Consider the following 6,763-nt stretch of genomic DNA (forward strand, 5'->3'; position numbering starts at 1 on the left):
CCGCATACAACCACACCTAGGAGTAAAAAATGATAGTAGAAGTAAATGTTCCCGTATTCGCCGAAAGTATTACAGAAGGCACCCTGCTTGCCTGGCATAAAAAAATCGGCGAAGCCGTTGCCCGCGACGAAATTTTAGTCGATATCGAAACAGACAAAGTCGTATTGGAAGTACCTGCCCCGCAAGCCGGTGTCTTGGTTGAAGTCATCGTAAACGAAGGCGATACCGTTACCTCGCAACAGGTTTTGGCCAAAATTGATACCGAAGCCGCAGCCGTTTCTGCAGCTCCCGCCCAAGCTGCGCCTGCCGCCGAAGCGGCCGCGCCTGCCGCCGCTTCCAATGCACAGGCCGGTGTCGCCATGCCTGCCGCAGCCAAACTGGCTGCTGAAAAAGGCGTGGATGTCGGCAGTATCCAAGGCTCGGGCCGCGACGGCCGCGTATTGAAAGAAGACGTGCAAAACGCTTCTGCTGCTCCGAAAGCCGCCGCCCCCGCCGCTCCGATTCCTGTGGGCGCACGTCCTGAAGAACGCGTGCCGATGAGCCGCCTGCGTGCACGCGTGGCCGAACGCCTGCTGGCTTCGCAACAGGAAAACGCCATCCTGACTACTTTCAACGAAGTCAACATGAAACCGATCATGGACTTGCGTGCGAAATATAAAGAAAAATTCGAGAAAGAACACGGTGTCAAACTGGGCTTCATGTCTTTCTTCGTTAAAGCAGCCGTAGCCGCGCTGAAAAAATATCCGGTGGTCAATGCCTCTGTTGATGGCAAAGATATCGTGTATCACGGTTACTTCGATATCGGTATCGCCATCGGCAGCCCGCGCGGCCTGGTTGTGCCGATTCTGCGCGATGCCGATCAAATGAGCATTGCCGACATCGAACAAGCCATCGTCGATTACGCGAAAAAAGCCAAAGACGGCAAAATCGCCATCGAAGACCTGACCGGCGGCACCTTCAGCATCACCAACGGCGGCACTTTCGGCTCCATGATGTCCACCCCGATTATCAACCCGCCGCAATCTGCCATTTTGGGTATGCACGCGACCAAAGAGCGCGCCGTGGTAGAAAACGGCCAAGTCGTTGTCCGCCCGATGATGTATTTGGCACTCTCTTACGACCACCGCATCATCGACGGCCGCGAAGCCGTGCTGACTTTGGTAACCATCAAAGACCTGTTGGAAGACCCTGCACGCCTGTTGCTGGATTTGTAAGCGTTTTTCAGACGGCCTGTTGTTACAGACAGGCCGTCTGAAATTTACCGTCCAAGCCATACAGGGCATATAAGGCATATATCGCCTTTCAGACGGCCTCAACCTGAAAGAGGCCGTCTGAAAACCATGTTTCAACGCAAATAACAATATTTTTAAAGGATATAGAACAATGTCTCAATACGATGTCGCCGTAATCGGCGCAGGCCCGGGCGGGTATGTTGCCGCCATCCGCGCCGCACAACTGGGTTTTAAAACCGTCTGCATCGATGCGGGCGTCAATAAAGCGGGCGACGCGCCCGCGCTGGGCGGAACCTGCCTGAACGTCGGCTGCATTCCTTCCAAAGCCCTGTTGCAGTCGAGCGAACATTTCCACGCCGCGCAACATGATTTTGCCGAACACGGCATTACCGTCGGCGACGTTAAATTCGATGCGGCGAAAATGATTGCGCGCAAAGACGCCATCGTTACCAAACTCACCGGCGGCATTGCCTTCTTATTTCAAAAAAACAAAGTGGCCAGCCTGCACGGCAAAGGTTCGTTCAAAGGCAAAAACGGCGATGCCTACCAAATCGAAGTCGATAACAAAGGCGAAAAAACCGTTATCGAAGCCAAACACGTCATCGTAGCGACCGGTTCCGTGCCGCGTCCGCTGCCGCAGATTGCCATCGACAATGTAAACGTATTGGACAACGAAGGCGCATTGAACCTGACCGAAGTGCCTGCCAAACTCGGCGTCATCGGTTCGGGTGTGATCGGTTTGGAAATGGGTTCGGTGTGGAACCGCGTCGGTTCGCAAGTCACCATCCTTGAAGCCATGCCGACCTTCCTTGCCGCCGCCGACCAGCAAATCGCCAAAGAAGCCTTTAAATACTTCACCAAAGAGCAGGGCTTGAACATCGAACTGGGCGTGAAAATCGGCGACATCAAATCTGAAGGCAAAGGCGTATCCGTTGCCTACCAAACTGCCGCAGGCGAAGCCAAAACCGAAGTATTCGACAAACTCATCGTCGCCATCGGCCGTATTCCGAATACTAAAGGTCTGAATGCCGAAGCCGTCGGCTTGGAAAAAGACGAGCGTGGCTTTATCAAAGTGGACGGCGAATGCCGCACCAACCTGCCTAATGTCTGGGCAATCGGCGACGTGGTTCGCGGCCCGATGCTGGCGCACAAAGCCAGCGACGAAGGCGTTGCTGTTGCCGAGCGCATCGCCGGTCAGAAACCGCATATCGATTTCAACAGCGTACCGTTCGTGATTTATACCGACCCTGAAATCGCCTGGGTCGGCAAAACCGAAGAGCAGCTCAAAGCCGAAGGCGTGGAATACAAAAAAGGCACTTCCGGCTTCGGCGCAAACGGCCGCGCGTTGGCAATGGGTAAGGCAAAAGGTACGGTCAAAGTGTTGGCGGATGCCAAAACCGACCGCATCTTGGGCGTACACATGATCGGCCCGGTTGTCAGCGAATTGGTTACCGAAGGCGTCACTGCGCTCGAATTCTTCGCCAGCAGCGAAGACATCGCCCGCATCATCCATGCCCACCCGACCTTGTCCGAAGTGGTGCATGAAGCCGCATTGGCTGCCGACAAACGTGCATTGCACGGTTAAGGCCGTCTGAAAGCAGCAGGCCGTCTGAAAGACTTTCAGACGGCCTGTTTGCCTTTTGCCACAGTTAATGGCGTGTAAAACGCCGTATGCTTGCCAATAAGGTCTCCCAAACCTATAATCCGCCTCTTTCATCCACCCACTGCAAAGAAAGGAGCACATCATGACCCAAACCATCACCTGCTCAATCAAACTTTGCAGCCCGGTCGTTTAGGCATACACCTTTTCTATTGCGGTAAATCAGCCGCATCCCTTCCGCCCGCATCGGGCTGCTTTCCATCATTCCGCGCAACAGCGGCCGTCTGAAAAAACAGGCGACGTTTTTTGCGCCCGCAAGAAAGTAGCACAACATGGGCAATCCCATTTCAAACAACAACATTACCATCATCGCCGATTCCGACACATGGATAGAGGGGCGAGCCGTCCAACAACTCGAAACCACCGCCAAACTGCCGCAGATGCTGCGTGTGGCCGGAATGCCCGACCTGCATCCCGGACGCGGTTATCCCGTGGGGGCGGCATTTTTCAGCGTCGGCCGCTTTTATCCCGCGCTCATCGGCAACGACATCGGCTGCGGCATGGCCCTGTGGCAGACCGACCTTCCTGCCGCCAAAGCCAAACCCGCCAAACTGGCCAGGCAGCTCGGCAGCATAGATGCACCGCCGGACGTAGGCTGGCAGGCACGGATTGACGAAATCCTGCCGAACCATCCTTTTCAGACGGCCTTAGGCACCATCGGCGGCGGCAACCACTTTGCCGAACTGCAAACAGTCGATACCGTCTACCACGCCGGCCTGCTGCCCGCAGGTTTCCAAACCGACCGCCTGCAACTGCTGGTACACAGCGGTTCGCGCGGCTTGGGGCAGGAAATACTGCGCCGCCATGTCGAACGGTTCGGCCATAACGGCTTGGCCGAAAGCAGCGCCGATGCGGCAGATTATCTGGTGGAACACCAATCCGCCCTCGACTTTGCCCGCGCCAACCGCATACTGATTGCCGAAAGAATGCTGGCGCAGTGGCACGGCGGCGGAGCGTGTCTGCTCGATGTACACCACAACTTCCTGCAACAGGCCGAAATCGGCGGCCAAACCGGCTGGCTGCACCGCAAAGGCGCAACCCCTTCCGACTGCGGCATGGTCGTGATACCCGGTTCGCGCGGCGATTACAGCTACCTGGTCAAACCCGCTGCCGACTGCACCCATTCCCTAAACTCATTGGCACACGGCGCAGGGCGGAAATGGCAGCGCGGCGAATGCAAAGGCCGCCTGTCGCACAAATATTCTGCCGACAGCCTGCGCCGTACCGCCTTCGGCAGCGTCGTGGTGTGCGAAGACAAAGCTTTGATTTTTGAAGAAGCCCCGCAGGCATATAAAAGCATAGACGGCATCATTGCCGCCATGGCGAATGCCGGACTCATCGAACCCGTGGCGCGGCTGAAACCCGTATTGACTTATAAAACCGGCGGCAACTGCGGAGGTGCAGCATGAAAATCATCAGTAAGTTTAAAGATTTTTACGACCACAAAGTAGCCAAATACGGCATAGACCCCGTATTGGTGTTCGACCGCCGCCATCCGTCCGATGCCGAAATCCTGCACAGTCTGCCCAAGCCGCCGGCCGAGTGGGAAAAAGAATACGGCGCGTGCGCGGCCGTATCAGTGCTGTATGTGGGCAGATTGCGCGTGTACCTGTTCAACACGGGCGCGTGTGTTTATACCTCGTTTGACGTGGCCGAAGTTTTCCGCCGCACGCAGCCGCATTTCAGCCGTGATGTTTGCCCGAAAATCCGTTTCAATGACGGCAGCGAATATTATCTGCCGAAATATGCAGACTACTTCTTGAGCGCGGACGAGAAATTCCAGGCCGAAACCATGTTCCAGCGGCAGGTCGGTGAAAATATGCCGTCCCTACACGCCGTACCGCTGCTGCTGGTGTGTGACACTGAATTGTGCATCCGGCGGGAAGGGATATTTGCGTATTACGCCAACCCGCAACTTTCCGCACTCGGTATCTACATCGATCCCGATATCGTGTGGCAGAACATCAGCGAATACCTGTCGCAGCTTAAAAGCGAGTCCGAAACCAGCCCGAACGTGCCCGACAAAGCCAAAATCGGCAACAAGGGATTTGACGAAAAATATTCCTTCCGCCCGAAGATGAAAAGGAAATAAATCATGATTTATCTGCAAATTTCTACCGCCCAAGGGCCTGCCGAATGCCGCATCTTCGCCCGCTTCGTCCTGAAAAAACTGCTGGCCGAAGCCGAAGCGCGGAATGTGAAGGCAGAGATTGCCGGCGAAACGGCTGATAAATACGGCATCCTGTCGGCCGTCCTGATGCTGGAGGGAGCGGCTGCCGACACGTTGGCGCAAAGCTGGCAGGGCACGCTGCAATGGGTGTGTGCCAGCCCCGTCCGCCCGAAACATCCGCGTAAAAACTGGTATATCGGCATATTCCGCCTGCCGGAAAAACCCGAAATGCCGTCTGAAAGCGAAATCGAGTTTCAAACCTGCCGTTCGGGCGGCAAAGGCGGGCAGCACGTCAATAAAACAGAGTCGGCCGTCCGCGCCACCCACAAAGCCAGCGGTATTTCCGTGCGGGTGGAAAGCGGACGCAGCCAGCATGCCAACAAAAAACGTGCGTTGGAACTTCTGACACACAAACTGGCCGAACATCAAACCGCACAAAATGCCGACTATGCCAAACAGCAGCACAGCGGTTTGTATCAGGTAGAGCGCGGTAATCCGAAACGTGTATTCGAAGGACCGGGCTTCCGCGAACGGCACGCCTGATTATGCCGCCGGTACGTTAAAGGCCGTCTGAAAACTGATTTCAAGTTTTCAGACGGCCTAATTTATCTTATCTTGCGGCTAGAATTTCCCCTTGATACCGAAGGTAATCGTCCTGCCCGGGCCGGGGACGGGGGTGCTGGATATCGGGTCTAGGTAATAGCGGTTGGCAAGGTTGGTAACGCCGAAATTCAAGTCTATATGTTTCCCTATGCGGTAGCGGGCATAGGCATCGAGCAGGGTGGCGGCGTGCCAGCTATAAGGCTTGCCGCTGCTGTCGTACACGTCGCCCACGCCCAAAGCCATCATGCGGGTGTAGTTTTTCCGATCCGCCTTGCTGTGATGGATGGCGCGCATGCCCAGTTCCAGTTTTTCATTAAAGAAGCGTGTACCGACATCGAGGGTATGCCGGGATCGAGACGTAGGGAAGTGGGGGAAGGTTTGCCGCTGAGGATGGAGTTGGCATCAGAACTGCCGCCCGTGCCGTCCGCCGTCGCGCCTATGGGCGAGAGGGTGCGGTAGTCGCGGCCTAAGAATTGGCGCAAGTCGTTTTTCTGCGCCACGGTGTTGCCGGAAAATTCGGTTTTGACTTCGATTCCCCAGTTTTTGCCTTCGGGGATGATGTCGGAAGGTTCGATGGTGCGGATGGACATCGCGCCGCCGACGCCCGATTTCACGCCGCGCGTCATGGCGGGGCTTTTTTCCACCGCGATGCTGCGGAACAGGGCGGGATCGAGGTAGTTGCGGTCGCCCACGCCGTAGTTGTTGAGCCAGACATCAACCGTTTGCTCCGTACCGTCCAGCGTTACGGGGATACGGCCCTTGCCGGTGATGCCGCGTATATTGGGCGTAATCGCGCCGCCGGCGGTGCGGGTGTTCATGTTGTACACGCCGTTTAGGCCTTTGAGCACGTCGCCGGCGGATTGGACGCGGTAGCGTTCGAGGTATTCTTTGCCGACGTAGGCGTTGGAGACGTTTTTGTAATACACGTCGTCCGTGCCTTTTTGGTCGGCACTGCGTTTGCCGGTAACGGTCAGCGCTTCGATGTTGCTGCTTTCGGTTACTTCGGCGGGCGGGTTGTCGGCGGCATAGGCGGGCAGGGCAATGAGGATGCCTGCGAGGCTGACGGCGAGGATTTTCGGCCGTGAGGGGAATTTGGAT

The 6,763-nt window shown here is 56.2% G+C and carries 6 protein-coding genes and 1 pseudogene; 5 read left to right on the forward strand and 2 right to left on the reverse strand.

Annotation, left to right across the window (positions count from 1 at the left end; translation table 11 throughout):
- Positions 1-29: 29 nt before the first annotated feature.
- The 5 genes from odhB to prfH all read left to right on the forward strand — a co-directional run bounded on the left by odhB (position 30) and on the right by prfH (position 5,605).
- Positions 30-1,214, forward strand: a complete 1,185-nt coding sequence (gene odhB, locus BM261_RS10655) for a 2-oxoglutarate dehydrogenase complex dihydrolipoyllysine-residue succinyltransferase (protein ID WP_074898092.1) — start codon at positions 30-32, stop codon at positions 1,212-1,214.
- Between the two features lie 169 nt (positions 1,215-1,383).
- A complete protein-coding gene (lpdA, locus tag BM261_RS10660) occupies positions 1,384-2,817 on the forward strand; it encodes a dihydrolipoyl dehydrogenase (RefSeq protein WP_074898096.1) in 1,434 nt (477 codons plus the stop codon).
- A gap of 347 nt (positions 2,818-3,164) precedes the next feature.
- Positions 3,165-4,301, forward strand: a complete 1,137-nt coding sequence (locus BM261_RS10665) for an RNA ligase RtcB family protein (protein WP_074898098.1) — start codon at positions 3,165-3,167, stop codon at positions 4,299-4,301.
- Positions 4,298-4,984: a hypothetical protein gene (locus BM261_RS10670; RefSeq protein ID WP_074898102.1), complete on the forward strand. Its 687-nt coding sequence runs from the start codon at positions 4,298-4,300 to the stop codon at positions 4,982-4,984. Before BM261_RS10665 ends, BM261_RS10670 begins: the two co-directional genes overlap by 4 nt.
- Positions 4,985-4,987: 3 nt before the next feature.
- Positions 4,988-5,605, forward strand: coding sequence for a peptide chain release factor H (gene prfH, locus BM261_RS10675; RefSeq protein ID WP_074898105.1), 618 nt, complete (start codon positions 4,988-4,990; stop codon positions 5,603-5,605).
- Positions 5,606-5,683: 78 nt separating this feature from the next.
- On the opposite strand, the gene BM261_RS10680 is transcribed toward prfH, so the two are convergent.
- Together BM261_RS10680 and BM261_RS10685 are read right to left on the reverse strand one after the other, a co-directional pair.
- Positions 5,684-5,959 (reverse strand): TonB-dependent receptor, encoded by a 276-nt coding sequence (locus BM261_RS10680; protein WP_083426685.1) that lies wholly within the window; start codon positions 5,957-5,959, stop codon positions 5,684-5,686.
- 47 nt (positions 5,960-6,006) lie between these two features.
- Positions 6,007-6,738 (reverse strand): annotated as a pseudogene (locus BM261_RS10685) (TonB-dependent receptor plug domain-containing protein); the annotation flags it as partial.
- Positions 6,739-6,763: the final 25 nt, after the last annotated feature.

Source organism: Neisseria elongata subsp. elongata (assembly GCF_900113545.1).
GTDB classification, from domain to species: domain Bacteria; phylum Pseudomonadota; class Gammaproteobacteria; order Burkholderiales; family Neisseriaceae; genus Neisseria; species Neisseria elongata.